17 protein-coding genes are annotated in these 17,408 nt (G+C 45.2%); 13 read left to right on the top strand and 4 right to left on the bottom strand.

Annotation, left to right across the window (positions count from 1 at the left end):
• Positions 1-17 precede the first annotated feature (17 nt).
• The 6 genes from ACFQ0V_RS00735 to ACFQ0V_RS00760 all read left to right on the top strand — a co-directional run bounded on the left by ACFQ0V_RS00735 (position 18) and on the right by ACFQ0V_RS00760 (position 7,500).
• Positions 18-971: an ABC transporter substrate-binding protein gene (locus tag ACFQ0V_RS00735; RefSeq protein WP_381008725.1), complete on the top strand. Its 954-nt coding sequence runs from the start codon at positions 18-20 to the stop codon at positions 969-971.
• Positions 964-1,950, top strand: coding sequence for a FecCD family ABC transporter permease (locus ACFQ0V_RS00740; protein WP_381008727.1), 987 nt, complete (start codon positions 964-966; stop codon positions 1,948-1,950). Before ACFQ0V_RS00735 ends, ACFQ0V_RS00740 begins: the two co-directional genes overlap by 8 nt.
• A complete protein-coding gene (locus ACFQ0V_RS00745) occupies positions 1,943-2,692 on the top strand; it encodes an ABC transporter ATP-binding protein (RefSeq protein ID WP_381008729.1) in 750 nt (249 codons plus the stop codon). The genes ACFQ0V_RS00740 and ACFQ0V_RS00745 overlap by 8 nt, the downstream gene beginning before the upstream one ends.
• 174 nt (positions 2,693-2,866) lie before the next feature.
• Entirely contained in the window at positions 2,867-5,026 is a 2,160-nt protein-coding gene (locus ACFQ0V_RS00750) for a (Fe-S)-binding protein (RefSeq protein ID WP_381008731.1), read from the top strand.
• Between the two features lie 82 nt (positions 5,027-5,108).
• On the top strand, positions 5,109-6,296 hold the full coding sequence (locus ACFQ0V_RS00755) for an acetyl-CoA C-acetyltransferase (protein WP_381008733.1): 1,188 nt from the start codon (positions 5,109-5,111) through the stop codon (positions 6,294-6,296).
• 64 nt (positions 6,297-6,360) lie between these two features.
• Complete coding sequence (locus tag ACFQ0V_RS00760) at positions 6,361-7,500, top strand: acyl-CoA dehydrogenase (RefSeq protein WP_381008735.1); 1,140 nt, start codon at positions 6,361-6,363, stop codon at positions 7,498-7,500.
• An 87-nt stretch (positions 7,501-7,587) separates the two neighbouring features.
• On the opposite strand, the gene ACFQ0V_RS00765 is transcribed toward ACFQ0V_RS00760, so the two are convergent.
• The 4 genes from ACFQ0V_RS00765 to ACFQ0V_RS00780 form a co-directional block, all read right to left on the bottom strand.
• Positions 7,588-9,180 carry a CTP synthase gene (locus tag ACFQ0V_RS00765; RefSeq protein ID WP_381008737.1) on the bottom strand — a complete coding sequence of 531 codons (1,593 nt, stop codon included), beginning with the start codon at positions 9,178-9,180 and terminating at the stop codon, positions 7,588-7,590.
• Positions 9,181-9,361: 181 nt separating this feature from the next.
• Positions 9,362-9,934, bottom strand: a complete 573-nt coding sequence (rpoE, locus tag ACFQ0V_RS00770) for a DNA-directed RNA polymerase subunit delta (protein WP_381008815.1) — start codon at positions 9,932-9,934, stop codon at positions 9,362-9,364.
• A 116-nt stretch (positions 9,935-10,050) separates the two neighbouring features.
• Positions 10,051-10,212, bottom strand: a complete 162-nt coding sequence (locus tag ACFQ0V_RS00775) for a hypothetical protein (RefSeq protein WP_381008739.1) — start codon at positions 10,210-10,212, stop codon at positions 10,051-10,053.
• Between the two features lie 110 nt (positions 10,213-10,322).
• Positions 10,323-10,841 carry a DUF2529 family protein gene (locus ACFQ0V_RS00780; protein WP_381008741.1) on the bottom strand — a complete coding sequence of 173 codons (519 nt, stop codon included), beginning with the start codon at positions 10,839-10,841 and terminating at the stop codon, positions 10,323-10,325.
• A 151-nt stretch (positions 10,842-10,992) separates the two neighbouring features.
• Between ACFQ0V_RS00780 and ACFQ0V_RS00785 the strand changes: the two genes are divergently transcribed.
• The 7 genes from ACFQ0V_RS00785 to ACFQ0V_RS00815 all read left to right on the top strand — a co-directional run bounded on the left by ACFQ0V_RS00785 (position 10,993) and on the right by ACFQ0V_RS00815 (position 17,364).
• On the top strand, positions 10,993-11,850 hold the full coding sequence (locus ACFQ0V_RS00785; RefSeq protein WP_381008742.1) for a class II fructose-bisphosphate aldolase: 858 nt from the start codon (positions 10,993-10,995) through the stop codon (positions 11,848-11,850).
• Positions 11,851-11,927: 77 nt separating this feature from the next.
• Positions 11,928-12,572, top strand: coding sequence for a fructose-6-phosphate aldolase (gene fsa, locus ACFQ0V_RS00790; RefSeq protein ID WP_381008743.1), 645 nt, complete (start codon positions 11,928-11,930; stop codon positions 12,570-12,572).
• Complete coding sequence (locus ACFQ0V_RS00795) at positions 12,573-13,841, top strand: UDP-N-acetylglucosamine 1-carboxyvinyltransferase (protein WP_381008745.1); 1,269 nt, start codon at positions 12,573-12,575, stop codon at positions 13,839-13,841.
• An 80-nt stretch (positions 13,842-13,921) separates the two neighbouring features.
• Positions 13,922-14,890 carry a class II fructose-bisphosphatase gene (gene glpX / locus ACFQ0V_RS00800; protein ID WP_381008747.1) on the top strand — a complete coding sequence of 323 codons (969 nt, stop codon included), beginning with the start codon at positions 13,922-13,924 and terminating at the stop codon, positions 14,888-14,890.
• Positions 14,891-14,992: 102 nt separating this feature from the next.
• Complete coding sequence (gene rho / locus ACFQ0V_RS00805; protein ID WP_381008749.1) at positions 14,993-16,276, top strand: transcription termination factor Rho; 1,284 nt, start codon at positions 14,993-14,995, stop codon at positions 16,274-16,276.
• Positions 16,277-16,478: 202 nt separating this feature from the next.
• Positions 16,479-16,688, top strand: coding sequence for a 50S ribosomal protein L31 (rpmE, locus tag ACFQ0V_RS00810; protein ID WP_381008751.1), 210 nt, complete (start codon positions 16,479-16,481; stop codon positions 16,686-16,688).
• 91 nt (positions 16,689-16,779) lie between these two features.
• A complete protein-coding gene (locus ACFQ0V_RS00815) occupies positions 16,780-17,364 on the top strand; it encodes a thymidine kinase (protein WP_381008753.1) in 585 nt (194 codons plus the stop codon).
• Positions 17,365-17,408: the final 44 nt, after the last annotated feature.

Raw genomic sequence — 17,408 nt, forward strand, 5'->3', positions numbered from 1 at the left:
ATAAAGGAGGAAGAAAAATGAAAAAACAATATGTACTCTCATTGTTTGTCGCTTTGTTTTTAGTGTTAGCAGGGTGTTCTGCAGAACCTGAGTTAAAGCCGAATGATGAAAGTACGGTTCAGTCGATTACAGAAGGTACGACGTATCCGTTAACGACGACGGATACATTCGACAATGACATAACATTACCTGAAGAACCGAAACGCATCGTCTCGCTCATGCCGAGCAATACCGAAATTTTATTTGCGCTCGATTTAGACGAACGCATTGTCGGTGTTTCGGATTTTGATGATTATCCGAAAGAAGCGGAAACGAAAGAAAAAATTGGAGGCATGGAGTTCAACGTCGAAGCGATTTTAGCGTTGGAACCAGACCTCGTCGTTGCACACGAGTTAAATATGAGTGCGGCGGACGGCCTCGAGCAGTTGAGTCAAGCGGGGATTCCTGTTTATACGGTCGCGAATGCAGCGAGCTTTGATGCGACATACGATACGATTTTAATGCTTGGGGAAGTTGTGAACCGCACGAAAGAAGCGGAACAAATGGTGAAAGAGATGCAAGAAGCGGTCGACGAAGTATTCCGTGCGACGGAAGCGATCGAAACACCGAAGCGCGTCTTCGTCGAAACGTCTGATCTTCCGCACATTTACACACCTGGAACAGATACGTTTATCGATGAAATGTTATCGATCATGCATGCAGAAAACGTCGTGAAAGAACAAGGATGGGTAGAGATGAGCCCGGAAGCGATCGTCGAGGAAAATCCGGACGTCATCGTCATCATGTATGATTATGTGCCGAACATTATCGAACAAGTGAAAGCACGTCCTGCTTATGATGCAGTGAAAGCTGTTCAACAAGATGCGGTCGTTCAAGTGGACGAAAATTTATTGAGCCGCCAAGGTCCACGTTTGTCAGAAGGTTTGCGCCAATTAGCTGAAGCGGTATATCCAGAGGCATTTCATGACTAAACGTTGGTCTGTCGTCGCATTACTTATAATAAGTAGTGTCATTTTCATCATAGCGACAGCAGGAGGAGCAGTCCGCATACCGTGGACTGCTTTCTTATTTCAAGAAGAAGGTGTATACACGTCGATTTTATGGCAAATTCGCATGCCTCGCGTCGTGCTTGCAGCTTTGATTGGTGGTGCGCTCGCCATATCAGGAGTCGTCATGCAGTCGCTGTTACAAAATCCGCTCGCAGACCCGTTTACGCTCGGTGTCTCTTCAGGAGCGGCAGTCGGCGCAACGCTTGCGATCGCCTTCTCTTTATCGTTTTTCGGAAGTTGGACAATCATCGGATTTGCGACGCTCGGTGCCCTTTTTGCGACGGTACTCGTTCTCGTATTGACACGTTTCATCGACACGCAAATGCGAATGGAAACGTTGTTGTTAGTCGGCGTTATGATGGGCGCTTTTTTATCGGCAATAACTTCGCTCATTTTGCTCTTTTCACCGGATGAAACACGTCCAATTTTATTTTGGTTAATGGGGAGCGTGTCGATGAAAGGATGGTCTGCCGTCGTCATTATCGCACCGATCATCGTCATCTTATCCCTTTATATTTGGTCACAAGCGCGCGCTTTAAATGCTTTTAGTTTAGGAGAACAAGAAGCGCATATCGTCGGGGTCGACGTTAAACGATTTAAGCGCAACATGTTCGTCGCTGTATCATTGCTCGTCGGAAGTGCGGTCGCTTTTTCCGGAATGATCGGCTTCGTCGGGTTAATTGTCCCGCATGTGACGAGACTGTTCGTCGGTTTTCATCATAAGTATGTCCTTCCGCTCGCCTTTCTCAATGGGGCAAGTTTTTTAATGTTGGCGGATTGGATCGGGCGCACTGTTCTCGCACCGACAGAGTTACCGCTCGGCATTATGACGTCGCTCATCGGTGTTCCCGTATTTTTAATCGTTTACATTCATTTACGCAAGGAGGCATATCATGCTTAAAGTAGAACAGTTACATGTAGAAGTCGGCACTTTTCAACTGCGCGGGGTAGAACTGGAACTTGAGCGCGGGGAAGTGCTCGGCGTCCTCGGTCCGAACGGCTCTGGCAAATCGACCTTTTTAAAAAGTTTGTTAAACCTCTATCCTATTCGGAATGGAACGGTTACAATAGATGAGAGAAATGTACAAAAAATGACAGCTTCTGAACGAGCTCGTCACATTACGCTGTTGAGTCAGATGAAAACGTGGACGATGGCGCAGACGGTATATGACCTCGTTGAAGCGGCTCGTTATGCGGTCAGAACGCATGATGCGAAGCACGAGCAAGCAATCATTAATAATGTTTTACAACAATTCGAATTAAGCGCTTACAAAAACAGGCCGCTCGCGCATTTATCTGGGGGAGAATTGCAGCGAGCGTACATGGCGAAAGCTTTCGCACAAGAGGTGGACCTCATTTTATTCGATGAGCCGACGACGCATCTTGATCTGCATTATCGCGCGCAGTTTTTCGAACAATTGTTGTATGTGAAACGTGCGAATAAAGCGAGTATCGTTATTGTACATGATGTCAACGATGCGATTCATTATTGCGACCGCGTGCTCGTCTTACGAGAAGGTTCACCGATCGCTTACGGACAACCAGTCGATGTTTTAACACAATCATTCGTTGAACAGTTGTACGAAGTGACAATGACATCGGTCATTGATCCGCGAAATGGGATGACGAAATACTTGTATTGAATAATGTTTGCCCGAAAGGTATAGAAAGAACTATTTGTTCATGCTTTCGGGCAATTTTGAATATTTATTTCAGAATATAGTTGACTGAATGGCCATTCATATTTTAGTATAGGTGTATAGGGAAAGTTTAGTCATAAAATTTTCGATTGACATGTTTAAGGGGGAGGATTAGAAATGAACACATTATTAATTGCGAATTGGGTTTTATTTTTAGCGGTTGTTGCGTATGCGCTTACATTGTTCGTCTATCTCATTCGAACGCGTACTCAGTTCATCCAACTAGGCCGTAAAGAAGAATTCGATCGCAACTTCAAGCAACGTTGGGAACAGATTAAAATAAACGTCTTCGGACAGAAAAAGTTATTGAAAGACAAGAAATCTGGTCTTATTCACGTGATGTTTTTCTACGGGTTTTTACTCGTACAGTTCGGAGCGATTGATTTAATTTGGAAAGGATTAAAGCCAGGGTCTCATTTACCACTCGGTCCACTTTATCCATTCTTTACATTTTTCCAAGAGATTGTCGTATTCGTCATTTTAGTAGCGGTCGTTTGGGCATTCCATCGTCGTTACGTTGAGAAGCTCGTACGTTTAAAACGCGGATGGAAATCAGGCCTCGTTTTAATTTTCATCGGGGGCTTAATGGTATCGACACTTATCTCTAACGGGATGAACATGATTTGGCACGGCGGAACGCCAGGCTGGTCAGAACCGATGGCATCGCTCATTGCGAGCGCATTTAGCTTCATGTCACCGACTGCAGCAGCCGTTGTATTCTTCATCGGTTGGTGGGTGCACTTATTAATTTTATTAACATTCTTAGTTTACGTGCCACAGTCGAAGCACGCTCACTTAATCGCAGGACCAGTGAACACGTACTTCCATGAAGAAGAGAAAGTCGGCCGTTTACAACCGATTGATTTCTCAGCTTTAGAAGAGATGGACGAAGATGATGAAATGCCTGTTCTCGGAGTTGGTAAAATTCAAGACTTCCGCCAAACGCAGTTGATCGATTTATATGCTTGTGTGGAATGTGGACGTTGTACAAATATGTGTCCAGCGGCTGGAACAGGGAAGATGCTTTCACCGATGGATTTAATTACGAAATTGCGTGACCATTTAACGACGACAGGTGGCGTTGTTACAAAACAGAAGCCTTGGGTACCGACATTCATTTTCGGTAACTCGGAAGCGAACGCTCTTGCGATGCAAGCGGCAGGCGGGGTACCTGTTGAAGAAGTGTACAATCCAGAATTGATCGGCGACGTCATTACAGAAGAAGAAATTTGGGCTTGTACGACTTGTCGTAACTGTGAAGACCAATGTCCAGTAATGAACGAACACGTCGACAAAATTATCGACCTCCGTCGTTACCTCGTCATGACGGAAGGAAAGATGGACGCAGATGCACAACGTGCGATGACGAACATCGAGCGTCAAGGAAACCCTTGGGGCTTAAACCGTAAAGAAAAAGAAAACTGGCGCGACGCTCGTCCAGATCTCGACATTCCAACAGTGCGCGAAGTGAAAAAGCGCGGTGACGAATTCGAATATTTATTCTGGGTAGGTTCGATGGGAGCATTCGATAACCGTTCACAAAAAATCGCGTTATCATTCGCTCACTTAATGAACGAAGCAGGGGTTAAGTTCGCTATTTTAGGAAATAAAGAGAAAAACTCTGGAGATACACCACGTCGTCTCGGAAACGAATTTTTATTCCAAGAACTCGCGGAAGGCAACGTGAAAGAAATTGAAAAATCAGGTGCGAAAAAATTAGTAACGATTGACCCGCACGCTTACAACATTTTCAAAAATGAGTATCCAGATTTTGGCTTAAACATCGAAGTGATTCACCATACAGAATTGTTATATGACCTCGTACGTGGAGGTAAACTCGTTCCGAAACATGCGATCAATGAAACGATCACGTTCCACGATTCATGTTACTTAGGACGATACAACGATGTGTACGACCCACCACGTGAAATTTTACGACAAATTCCAGGTGTGGAACTCGTCGAAATGAAACGTAACCGCGAAGACGGCATGTGCTGTGGAGCGGGTGGCGGACTCATGTGGATGGAAGAAGATACAGGACACCGCGTCAACGTAGCGCGTACAGAACAAGCGATGGAAGTGAGCCCAGGAATCATTTCATCAGGCTGTCCGTACTGCTTGACGATGATTTCAGACGGTACGAAAGCGATCGAAGTAGAAGACCAAGTCGGAACATACGACATTGCAGAATTGCTTGAGCGTTCAATCTTTGGGGAAGATTACGTACCGGTAGTGGAAGAGGAAGAAGAAGTTCCAGTGGAAGACGAAGTACAATAATGCTTAACGAAGGGCGGACGGATGAAAAACTTTTCGACGCCGCCCTTTTACATATTTAAAATTTAAAGGGGGATTTTTCATCATGACGAAAACAGTAATTGTAGATGGAGCACGTACACCTTTTGCACGCTTAGGCGGAGCGCTCGTTGCAGAAAAAGCGTACAAATTAGGGGGAGCGGCAATCGAAGCAGCACTAGAACGCTCGAATGTAAAAGCAGACGAAGTCGATGAAGTGATTTTCGGAACGGTATTGCAAGCAGGACAAGGTCAAATTCCATCGCGTCAAGCGGCGAATGCAGGAGGAATTCCATTCAATGTACCGACAGAGACGGTGAATAAAGTTTGTGCGTCTGGAATGAGAGCGGTTACACTTGCAGACCAACTCATTCGACTCGGCGACGTGAAAACAGTCGTTGCTGGAGGAATGGAATCGATGTCTCACGCACCTTACTTAATGCAGACGGCACGTTTCGGTTCAAAAATGGGCGACGTGAAAATGATCGACTCACTCGTTTATGATGGATTAACGTGTGCGTTCTCAGATGGAACACATATGGGCGTATATGGGGACGGGACAGCATCGAAGTTTAATTTAACACGTGAAGAGCAAGATGCTTGGGCACTTCGCAGTCATGAGCGTGCGCTCGCAGCGATTGATGAGGGGCGTTTCGCAGAAGAAATCGTACCAGTGACGGTGAAAACTCGTCGTGGTGAAACAGTTGTCGATACAGATGAAGCACCGCGTCGTGACACGTCAGCAGAGCAGTTAGCGAAGCTGCGTCCGGCATTCGTGAAAGACGGTACTGTGACGGCTGGAAACGCACCAGGTGTCAACGATGGAGCGGCGGCACTCGTCTTAATGAGTGAGGAAGAAGCGGCATCACGCAACATCGAACCACTCGCAACAATCGTCGCACATACGGCGATGTCGACAGAACCACAAGACTTCCCAGAAACACCAGGTATGGCAATCAATGAATTACTTGAAAAGACAGGAAAGACAGTAGAAGATATCGACTTATTTGAAATTAACGAAGCGTTCGCACTCGTATCGCTCGTCAGCGCAGAAATTGCGAATATTCCACATGACAAAGTGAACGTCAACGGTGGGGCGGTTGCACTCGGTCACCCGATCGGTGCAAGTGGAGCGCGTATTATTTTAACGTTAGCGTATGAATTGAAACGTCGTGGCGGCGGATTAGGAATCGCAGCAATTTGTTCCGGAGGCGGACAAGGTGATGCGATCATGATCGAAGTGCCGAAGCAGTAAGACGAACTGTCAATCCGCGACCTTCACACATAGAAAAGGAACTTGAGGAAAGGATGGAAAGGCGATGAACTTTACACTCTCAGAAGAACATAAAATGTTACAAACAATGGTGCGCCAATTCGCAGAAAACGAGGTAGCACCGACAGCAGCAGAACGAGATGAAAACGAAACATTCCCACGCGAACTATTCGATCAAATGGCGGAACTCGGACTCGCAGGAATCCCATGGCCAGAAGAGTATGGTGGTGCAGGGATGGACTATTTAGCATACGTCATTGCGATTGAAGAACTCGCACGCGTTTGTGCATCGACATCGGTCGTCTTGTCAGCCCATACATCACTCGCAGGTTGGCCGATTTATACGTACGGTACGGAAGAGCAAAAACAGAAGTACTTACGTGCACTCGCAACGGGAGAAAAAATCGGAGCTTACGGTTTAACGGAAACTCAATCAGGATCAGACGCTGGAAATATGAAAACGACAGCGAAAAAAGATGGCGATGATTACATTTTAAACGGTTCTAAAATGTTCATTACGAACGGTGGAATCGCAGACATTTACGTCGTCTTTGCGATTACAGATGATTCGGGAGACCGTCCAGAAACGACTGCATTTATCGTCGAAAGTGACTTTGAAGGATTTTCGGTCGGTAAAAAAGAGAAGAAGATGGGAATTCGTTCGTCACCGACGACGGAAATCATTTTCGAAAACTGTCGCGTCCCAGCAGAGAACATGCTTGGAGAGCTCGGACAAGGGTTCAAAATTGCGATGCAAACGTTGGACGGAGGACGTAACGGAATCGCGGCACAAGCGGTCGGGATCGCACAAGGTGCACTCGACGCAGCAGTTGACTATGCGAAAGAACGTGTTCAATTTAAACGTCCGATCGCTCACCAACAAGGGATCGGCTTCAAACTTGCCGATATGGCGACAGCGATTGAAGCGAGCCGTCTCTTAACGTACCAAGCTGCAGTATTCGAAACAGAAGGCGTTCCGTACAGTAAAGCGTCAGCGATGGCGAAATTAATGGCGGGCGATACAGCGATGATGGTGACAACGGAAGCGGTTCAAGTGTTCGGCGGTTACGGATATACGAAAGACTATCCAGTCGAACGCTTCATGCGCGATGCGAAAATTACACAAATTTACGAAGGAACACAAGAAATTCAACGTCTCGTTATTTCGCGTTTCCTCACATCATAAAAATGAAGCACTCATTTTCCGAAAGGGAGATGAGTGCTTTTTTGGATAAAAAAACTTCCCTATCGCTTAAATAGGGAAGTTGAAATATTATCGTTCGTTCTTTAATGCTGCTTCGATGAAATCACGAATTAACGGTTGTGGACGTGTTGGACGTGAGACGAATTCAGGATGGAATTGAGTCGCAATAAAGAATGGGTGCTCTTCTAATTCCATAATCTCGATATTACCGTCCGCTGTGCGTCCTGTTACGATGAAGCCAGCTTCTTTTAACTGTGCTTCGTATGCTGGGTTCACTTCGTAACGGTGACGGTGACGTTCGCTCGCTTCCGTCGTTTTGTAAGCTGCTGCAGTTTTCGTATTCGGTTCAATTTGGAATGGAATCGCACCTAATCGCAATTCGCTACCGATTGCACTATCGTAATTCGGTACGACGTGAACGATCGGATGTTCCGTATTTTGGTCGAATTCGAGTGAATGTGCATCTTGTAAGCCTGCGACGTTGCGCGCAATTTCAACAGCTGCTAACTGCAAGCCGAGTCCGATTCCGAGTAAAGGAAGTTGCTGTTCGCGTGCGTAACGAACTGCTTCGATCATCCCGTCAATCGCACGGTTGCCGAATCCACCTGGAATGACGACGCCGTCCACATCATGTAAGAAGTCAGCGACATTATCTTTCGTCACATCACTCGAATCGATCCATTTCACGTCAACTTCTGCGCCGAATGTGTAGCCAGCGTGGCTGAATGCTTCGACGACAGAAATGTATGCGTCTTGTAGTTCGACATATTTCCCGACGAGTCCGATCGTCACTTTTTTGTCGAGTGATTTCACGAGTTCAACGAGGTCTTTAATTTCTGTTAAGTCAGGTTCATGTGTTTCGAGTCCGAGGAAGTCGACGACAATTTGGTCCATCTGTTGTTCATGAAGGCGAAGTGGCACTTCATACAACGTTTCTGCATCGAGCGCTTCGATCACTTCACTCGGTCGAATGTTACAGAAGAGCGCAATTTTATCTTTCATATCTTGTGGCATCGCGTATTCACTACGTGTCACGATCATGTTTGGCTGAATGCCGAGTGAGCGCAATTCCTTCACGCTATGTTGTGTCGGCTTCGTTTTCATTTCACCCGCTGCGCTTAAATACGGTACGAGTGTGTTATGGATGTACATAACATCTTGATTGCCGAGGTCTGTTTTCATTTGACGTAAAGCTTCTAAGTATGGAAGAGACTCGATATCTCCGACGCTACCGCCGATTTCTGTAATGACGACGTCCGCATTCATCTCTTTACCCGCACGTTGAATAAGTTCTTTAATTTCATTCGTCACGTGTGGAATTACTTGTACGGTCGCTCCATTATACGCTCCACTACGCTCTTTCGATAAGACGCGTGAGTACACTTTCCCCATCGTCACGTTTGAATATTTGTTTAAATCGATGTCGATAAAGCGTTCATAATGTCCTAAGTCAAGATCTGTTTCAGCGCCGTCTTTCGTCACGAATACTTCACCGTGTTGGTATGGACTCATCGTGCCTGGGTCAATATTGATATATGGATCAAATTTTTGAATTGTGACATTTAACCCGCGATTTTTTAACAATCTCCCGAGTGATGCCGCGTTAATTCCTTTCCCTAGTGATGAGACAACTCCACCTGTGACGAAAATATATTTTGTCATCAATTGTTCCTCCATTCATTGATTTGCCTAATGTTCCAAGTAAAAGAAAAAAGCGCCCTACACTTGTAGTAATACAAGTTAGGAGCGCATTTAAACATACTTCAGTAAGTTTCCTTATTTTAAGGAGCCCAATAAAATCTTAAATCGTCCACGACATGAAGTCAAGTTTTCTCCAAAAAAATTATAAATCTTCTTCCTCATCTTCGTTCTCGTCGTCGTAATCATCATCGTCTTCGAGTTCGAGATCTTCGTCGATTAATTCGAGTCCATCTTCGTCTTCTTCAATGAGATCATCTTCATCGATGTCGGCTTCAGGTTCGATGAATACTTCCTCTTCATCCTCGTCTTCATCGTCCTCATCTTCATCTTCGAGGTCTTCTTCGCCTAATTCTTCATAATCTTCTTCAAACACTTCTTCATCTAACAGTTCGTCTTCTTCATATGCTTTTTTCTTCTTTTTACGAGCTTTTACGACAGGAGCTGTTTCTTCTGCGATTTGGTCGACTGGGTACCATTCGCGAAGTCCCCATAAGCCGTCGCTCAAAGCTAAAAAGCGACCGTCAATATTCATATCCGTATAAAATTGAAGTTTCTTTTGATCCATCTCTTTAATCGTAAATCCTGTTAAACGACGAATGTCATCGAATAAATCTTGTACGGTCACAGGTTCTTTGTTGCTCGTTAAAAGAACATAAGCTAAATCGATTAATGATTCTTCTTTAAGTTGTTTTTTCGTCATGTTCGTAATATCCATCATATACGTGCACGTCCTTTCTCATTCAAACAAGTTCGCATCTATTTCGTATATGCGAGGCGCTGTTCGTTTAAAGCGCAACTTACATTATATACAAAAAATAGCCTCATGTGCTACTATCTTTTCTCTTTTTTCATTCGGCGATATTCGGAAATGCTCATGACTCCAAAATAGAGCGCAGCTAAAGAAAATGGGATTGCACCTAACCCACGATTGTAAAGGAAATAAACTAACACTAAAAAAAATGTAATACTGCCTAAATGGAACAACCATTTCATTGCTGACACCCCTTTATCTTTCTATTATACGCAAAAATCGTCCTTTGCATTTAGTACCATTTTCCCGTTTTTAGAAAGAGATAAACTGGAGGTATTCAAGCATTCGCTCCTTACATTTCAAAATCGAGCAACATTTCATCCATCATCTGTTTCATCGCTTCGAAAATGAAGAGCGTCGCGATTAAATCGACATAAACGGTACGGTCGCCTGTTTCAGTCGGCAACAATCCTCGTGTAATGTCAGTAGAGACGTAAGTGTACGCCCATTGAGCGAGAGCATCATCTTCCTCCTTCGCGCTCGCAATGACAGCGAACGGGATGAAAGCATCGTGAAGTTGCTTCGCAAGCTGTAACGCTTCTTCAGGATGTTCGCGTTTACTCATGATGAGTACGCGATCGGTATGATGAAGTTCCATTCCTTTTTCATACGGTATGACCGATTGCATCTTCTCTTCGCCGAGTTGAGCGCGCATCGTGACAGCAGCGAGTTCATCCACGCCGTAAAAGATGATGCGGCCATCGCTTGCGATTGCTTGTGCGAGTAAGCGAGCAGTCTCTTCAATCGAGAATTGTTCGCGTTCGGCCAGACGCGTTAAAAGTCCGGACAATTGTGTCGTTAACATTTTCATTGTAGTCACCTCTTTAGCCATTGTAGTCAAAAGCGCTACAAAAGAAAATGAAAACATGTACGAGTAGTCAAAACACCGCATATTTGATATGATAAGAACGAAATGCTGAACTGAAAAGTTGACGAACAAACTTTGAGGAGGAATTTAAAAAATGGCACTAGAATCAATGAAAGATATGATGATTAAAGCGAAAAAAGAAGGCTATGCAATCGGCCAATTTAACTTAAACAACTTAGAATATACACAAGCGATTTTACAAGCGGCAGAAGAAGAGCAATCACCGGTCATTTTAGGAGTATCTGAAGGAGCGGCACGTTACATGAGCGGCTTCAAAACAGTTGTGAACATGGTGGAAGGTTTGATGGAAGACTTGAACATTACCGTTCCTGTTGCGATTCACCTCGACCACGGTTCAAGCTTCGAAAAATGTAAAGAAGCGATCGACGCAGGTTTCACATCGGTTATGATTGACGCTTCAAGCCAACCGTTCGAAGAGAACGTTCGCATTACGAAAGAAGTTGTCGACTATGCGCACGCAAAAGGCGTATCGGTTGAAGCGGAACTCGGCGTTGTCGGTGGACAAGAAGACGACGTTATCGCAGACGGTGTCATTTATGCAGACCCAGCAGAGTGTAAAGAACTTGTCGAGCGTACAGGCATCGACTGCTTAGCACCAGCACTCGGATCTGTTCACGGTCCGTACAAAGGAGAGCCGAACTTAGGATTTAAAGAGATGGAAGAGATTTCATCACAATCGGACTTACCACTCGTGTTACACGGTGGAACAGGGATTCCATTGAAAGATATCCAACGTTCGATTTCACTCGGAACGGCAAAAATTAACGTCAACACGGAAAACCAAATCGAAGGAACAAAAACAGTACGTGAAGTTCTTGCGAATGATACAGAAGTGTATGACCCACGTAAATATTTAGGCCCAATGCGCGAAACGATTAAACAAACGGTAATCGGTAAAATGCGCGAATTTGGTAGTTCACAAAAAGCATAAGTTAAAAGTAGAGGAGAGGCGTAAGAATCATTTCTTGCGAGTCTCCTTCTTTTCCATTTCAGAAGGAGGAATTGTTCATGCGTATTTTTATCGATACAGCGAACTTACAACATATTAAAGAAGCACATCAATTAGGAATTATTGCAGGGGTGACGACGAACCCATCACTCGTAGCGAAAGAGAACGTCTCATTCCACGACCGCTTAAAAGAAATTGCGGCGCTCGGTTTTGAGTCGGTGAGCGGTGAAGTGATCGCGCTCGACGCAAAAGGAATGATCGAAGAGGGTCGCGAACTCGCAGCGCTCGCACCGAATATTACGGTGAAATTACCGATGACACCAGCAGGGATGGAAGCTTGTTCGACATTGACGAAAGAAGGCATTAAGACGAACGTTACGCTCATCTTTAGCGCGAACCAAGCACTTCTCGCAGCGCGTGCAGGAGCGACGTACGTTTCACCATTTATTGGCCGCCTTGACGATATCGGTCAAAATGGAATCGAATTAATTGAAGATATCGCTACAATTTTTGCGATTCATGACATCGACACGCAAATTATCGCGGCGTCAATCCGTCATCCACAACATTTCACACAAGCAGCTTTAGCGGGCGCGCATATCGCGACGACGCCTTACAATGTCATTCAACAATTGTTCAACCATCCGTTAACGACAGCGGGAATTGAACAGTTCGTCAAAGACTGGGAAGGTCGAACAGTTTAAATGAGCGAGTACGTATATAAAATTACAGGGGGACGTCCATTATCAGGAACGATTAAAGTGAGCGGAGCTAAAAATAGTGCAGTCGCACTCATTCCAGCAGCTTTGCTTGCGGATTCTCCTGTGACGATCGATGGTTTACCTGAAATATCAGATGTGCACACACTCCAACGTTTATTAGAACAAATTGGCGCTCCTTCAACGTTCGAAGACGGTGTCATGACGATTGATCCTTCTGAAGTGGAAGAGATGGCTTTACCGAATGGCGACATTAAAAAAATGCGCGCTTCTTATTATTTAATGGGCGCGATGCTCGGTCGTTTTAAGCGTGCCGTCATCGGCTTACCAGGAGGTTGTCCACTAGGGCCACGTCCGATCGACCAACATATTAAAGGATTTGAAGCGCTCGGTGCGAAAGTGACGAACGAGCACGGCTCAATCTACTTACGTGCGGATGAGCTGATCGGCGCGAAAATTTATTTAGATGTTGCAAGCGTCGGAGCTACGATTAATATTATGTTGGCCGCTGTCCGTGCGAAAGGTCAAACGATCATCGAAAACGCTGCGAAAGAGCCGGAAATTATCGACGTTGCAACATTGTTGTCCAATATGGGTGCGGACATTAAAGGTGCCGGAACGAATGTCATCCGAATTAACGGTGTCGACAAGCTGACAGGCACGCGCCATACGATCATTCCAGACCGCATCGAAGCGGGAACGTACATGATTATGGCGGCAGCGCTCGGACAAGGAGTGACGGTCGATAATGTCATTCCACTCCATATGGAAGCTTTAACAGCGAAATTGCGCGAGCTCGGTGTAGAAGTAATCGAACGAGAAGAACAAATTTACATTCCAGAACGTGAAAAGCAACTACAAGCTGTCAATTTAAAAACACTCGTTTATCCTGGATTCCCGACAGACTTACAACAACCGTTCAGCGTATTGTTAACGCAAGCGGAAGGTTCATCTATCGTGACGGAAACGATTTATCCAGCACGCTTTAAGCAGATCGATGAATTGAAGCGGATGAATGCGAAAGGACGCATTGAAGGGAATGCGGCGATTATTCACGGACCGGCAGAACTTGATGGAACGATCGTCCGCGCGACAGATTTACGTGCGGGAGCAGCACTCGTTTTAGCAGGGTTGTTGGCGAACGGCACGACTGTTGTCGAAGACATTCATCACATCGAGCGTGGCTATAGTGACTTGATCGACAAGTTAAATGCGCTCGGAGCGGACATTCGTCGCGAAAAAAAGAACGACTAGTATGTGCGGAATGATGGAAGACTATGGTATAATAAATAGAACTGAAAAATTAAGACCGTGAAACGGGAGGCAAACATTCAATGGAAAGAAGTTTATCAATGGAACTTGTACGCGTCACAGAGGCAGCAGCAGTAGCAGCAGCACGCTGGATGGGACGAGGACTGAAGAACGAAGCAGACGATGCAGCGACTACGGCAATGCGCCACGTATTTGATACGATTCCGATGGAAGGAGTCGTCGTCATCGGTGAAGGTGAAATGGACGAAGCGCCGATGCTTTACATCGGAGAAGAATTAGGACAATCACCAGGACCAGCTGTCGATATCGCAGTTGACCCACTCGAAGGGACGAATATCGTAGCACGTGGAGGATGGAACGCACTCGCAGTTATCGCAATTGCAGACCGTGGAAACTTACTTCACGCACCGGACATGTACATGAACAAAATCGCAGTCGGACCAGAAGCAGTCGGCAAAATCGACATTAACGCATCCGTCACAGAAAACTTACATGCGGTAGCAAAAGCGAAAAACAAAAATATCGAAGACGTTGTGGCAACTATTTTAAACCGTCCACGTCACGAAGCGATCATTGAAGAAATTCGCGCAGCGGGAGCACGCATTAAGTTAATTCAAGACGGTGACGTAGCGGCAGCGATCAACACAGCGTTCGACAACACAGGGATCGATATTTTATTCGGTTACGGTGGTGCACCAGAAGGCGTGCTCGCAGCAGTCGGTATGAAAACACTCGGCGGTGAAATCATTGGTAAACTCGCTCCATCTTCGAAAGCAGAAGAAGAACGTTGTGAGCGTATGGGACTCGACATCGATAAAATCTTAACGATGGACGACTTCGTCAAAGGCGACGACGCGATTTTCGCAGCGACAGGAGTTACAGACGGAGAGCTTTTACGCGGTGTTCAATTTAAAGGCGGATTCAGCTCGACGCACTCACTCGTCATGCGTTCGAAATCAGGAACGATTCGTTTCGTTGAAGGACGCCACAGCATGAAGAAAAAACCACTTCTCGTTGTAGAAGATAACTAATTGTAATAATGACACATATGAGAAGACAAAGTCCTTAGCTGACTTTGTCTTTCCCTATTTTAGAACGATACATAAATAACATAGAAAAGGTGTGATCAATCAATGGCTCAATTAACGATCGCCGCACTTGAAGCGATGACTTTAAAAGAATTGTATGAACTCGCAAAAAAGTATAAAGTATCCTACTATGCAAAACTGACGAAAAAAGAACTCATCTTCTCCATTTTAAAATCACGAGCAGAACAAGAAGGCTATTTCTTTATGGAAGGCGTGCTCGAAATTATTCAATCGGAAGGGTACGGATTTTTACGTCCGATTAACTACTCATCCAGCTCAGAAGATATTTACATTTCGGCTTCTCAAATTCGCCGTTTTGAATTGCGTAACGGAGATAAAGTATCAGGGAAAGTGAGACCACCGAAAGAGAATGAACGTTACTACGGTTTGCTTCAAGTTGAAGCAGTGAACGGTCAAAACCCTGAAACAGCCCGCGAACGCGTCCACTTCCCAGCACTCACTCCGCTTTACCCTGATCGTCAAATTAAACTCGAAACGACACCGAATCGCTTATCAACACGCATTATGGATCTCGTCTCACCTGTCGGATTTGGACAGCGTGGTTTAATTGTGGCGCCTCCGAAAGCCGGAAAGACGATGCTCATTAAAGAAATTGCGAACGCGATTACGACGAACCATCCAGAAGCAGAATTAATCGTTCTACTCATCGATGAACGTCCAGAAGAAGTGACGGATATTGAACGTTCTGTCAATGCGGACGTCGTTAGCTCGACATTCGATGAAGTGCCAGAAAACCATGTGAAAGTGACAGAACTCGTATTAGAACGTGCGATGCGACTCGTCGAACATAAGCGTGACGTCGTCATTTTAATGGACTCGATTACACGTCTCGCACGCGCGTACAACTTAGTCATCCCACCGAGCGGTCGTACATTATCAGGAGGGATTGACCCAGCAGCCTTCCACCGTCCGAAACGTTTCTTCGGAGCAGCACGTAACTTAGAAGAAGGCGGAAGCTTGACGATTTTAGCGACAGCACTCGTCGATACAGGTTCACGTATGGATGAAGTCATTTATGAAGAATTTAAAGGAACGGGCAATATGGAATTGCATCTCGATCGACAACTTGCTGAGCGCCGTATTTTCCCAGCACTCGACATTCGCCGCTCAGGAACGCGAAAAGAAGAATTGCTCATCGAAAAAGATCAGCTCGACAAATTGTGGGCGATTCGCAAAACATTTTCAAACACACCAGACTTTACAGAACGCTTTTTACGCGCTTTACGTCAGACGAAGACGAATGAAGAATTTTTCAACAATTTGAATGAAAAAATGAAAGCACAGCGCAACGGAAAGGGGCTCATTTAACTGGTAACAAATTGAAAACAAAGGACTTGTCAAAACGAAAAAACCTTGTTATAATTTTCGAGTATGGTTTTACTACCATCTTGCATATGCGACTGACATATACGGGTCGTGTAAGGCATCAGTCTTTTGTTGCGTGGCAAAATCTACGCAAATATATTTTACACTCTGTTCCAGATGGTTCAGGGCGAGAGGAGAGAGACCGATGAAAGCAGGAATTCATCCAGATTACAAAACAGCGAAAGTAACTTGTTCATGTGGTAACACATTCGAAACTGGTTCAGTCAAAGAAGACATTCGCGTTGAGATTTGTTCAGAATGTCACCCATTCTACACTGGACGTCAGAAATTTGCTGCAGCGGACGGACGTGTCGACCGCTTCAACAAAAAATATGGCCTCAAAGAAGAAAAATAATACAAACAGTGTGGATTTATACCCGTCACGTGCTGCCGCACATGGCGGGTATTTCAATTTGTTTACATAGATTAAGAGGAGGATGTGCACGATGTATGTAGCGATGCAAGGCGGTTGGATAGAAGTGATTTGTGGCAGTATGTTTTCGGGAAAATCAGAAGAACTCATTCGCCGTGTCCGAAGAGCACAATTTGCCAAACAAAAAATTGCGGTATTTAAGCCGGTCATCGATAATCGATATAGCGAGGAAGCGATTGTTAGTCATGATGGAACAGAGGCTCTTGCGATGCCGATCGACCGGTCGCGTACGATGTTGGACGAAGTAGACGCGTCGTATGACGTCATCGCCATCGATGAAGCACAATTTTTTGATTCGGATTTACCTGAAGTGGCATCGACTCTTGCAGAACGTGGCTTTCGCGTCATTTTAGCGGGACTCGATCAAGATTTCAGAGGAGAACCGTTCGGACCGATGCCACGTCTAATGGCAATCGCCGAACATGTGACGAAATTACAAGCGGTATGTACAGTTTGTGGCTCGCCTTCGAGTCGCACGCAACGACTCATTGATGGGCAACCTGCTTATTACGATGACCCGGTCATTTTAGTCGGAGCACAAGAAGCATACGAACCGCGCTGTCGTGCGCATCATATCGTACCGAGACGAGAAGGATAGTGAAAAAGAATCACAAAAGTAGAAAGACTTAGCCTTTTTACTTT

It is taken from the genome of Savagea faecisuis (assembly GCF_042675605.1).
GTDB lineage: Bacteria > Bacillota > Bacilli > Bacillales_A > Planococcaceae > Savagea > Savagea faecisuis.